The 1310-nt window shown below is 60.0% G+C and carries 1 protein-coding gene; it reads left to right on the top strand.

The features are described from left to right. Positions 1-1310: Ig-like domain-containing protein (locus DOM67_RS19315; RefSeq protein ID WP_157958923.1), on the top strand; the 1310-nt coding region annotated here is incomplete at both ends.

Here is a 1310-nt window from a genome sequence, read left to right as displayed (position 1 = left end):
AGCGACCGATGTCGACGGCACGGTGTCCAGCTATCAGCTCGCCACGGATGTGGGGCAGGGAAACGGTAGCCTCAGCTTCAACAGTGACGGTAGCTATACCTTCAACCCGGGCACAGACTTCGACAGCCTGAAGGCGGGTGAGAGCCGCAACGTCTCATTTGCCTACACCGCGACTGACAATGACGGTGGGGTGAGTGAACCGCAGACGGTAACCATCAAGGTGACCGGCACCAACGATGCCCCGGTGGCGAACGACGATAGCTACACCACATATGGCAATCTTGGTGGGCTTTACTCAGAGTATTTCGCCTATCAAGAAGGCGCTGACGCCGATGGCCCGAATCTTTCGAGTGTGTCTCAGGCTCAGGCCTTTATCGACGAGAAAGGCACGCCCGATGCGACCTTCGTGGCAAGCTCGCTGTTCTACAATTACATCAGCGGCAATCTGGCTAACCCCGACAATCTGAAGTCCTTCCTCGGTGTAGATGCCGATTCATTGAGCACGGAGACGCCGGCGACGGGTACCGATGCCATCCTGCGGATGCGAGGCGTCGTCGAGCTGCAGGCAGGTAGCTACTCGTTCAAGATCCTTTCGGATGATGGCTATCAGGTGAAGATCGATGGCAAACCGGTGGCCACGGTCGATCACAATCAAAGCCCAGCGACCAACGAGCACAGCTTCACGGTGGATCAGGGCGGTACGCATGCCATCGAGATCGTCTACTGGGATCAAGGTGAGCAAGCGATCTTCCAGCCCGAGCTGAAGTTCGGTGATGGCGAATACTCACCACTCGGCGACTTTGTCGTCGATTCCCCGCTGACGACCGCGGAAGATACGGCGATCTACCTGCGTCCTGGCGATCTGCTCGCCAATGACACCGACGTCGAAGGCGATACGCTGAGCGTCACGAGTGTCGGTAATGCCAGCCACGGTAGCGTCTCGTTCGCCGATGGGGCCATCGTCTTCACGCCGGAAGCCAACTACAACGGCCCCGCCACGTTTGAGTACACGATCAGCGATGGCCAGGGGGGCAGTGACACGGCAACGGTCACGTTGCTCGTGACGCCGGTGAACGATGCGCCGGTGGCGGCCGTCGATACCGGCAGCACGGGGGAGAATGCCATCCTCGATGTGCCCGCCGCCCAAGGTGTGCTGGCCAACGACAGCGATGTCGACGGCGACACCCTGAGCGTCAGTGCAGTCAATGGCGTAGCGGGTAGCGTAGGACAGGCGATCGTCGGCTCCAATGGTGGCACCTTCACCCTCAACGCCGACGGCTCCTACAGCTTCAATCCGGGAGCGGCGTTCG

The sequence above is a fragment of the Salinicola sp. RZ23 genome (genome assembly GCF_003206675.1).
Classification (GTDB): Bacteria; Pseudomonadota; Gammaproteobacteria; order Pseudomonadales; family Halomonadaceae; genus Salinicola; species Salinicola endophyticus.
The sequence above is the reverse complement of the archived record's forward strand: the minus strand, read 5'-3'. Positions and strand labels throughout refer to the sequence as shown.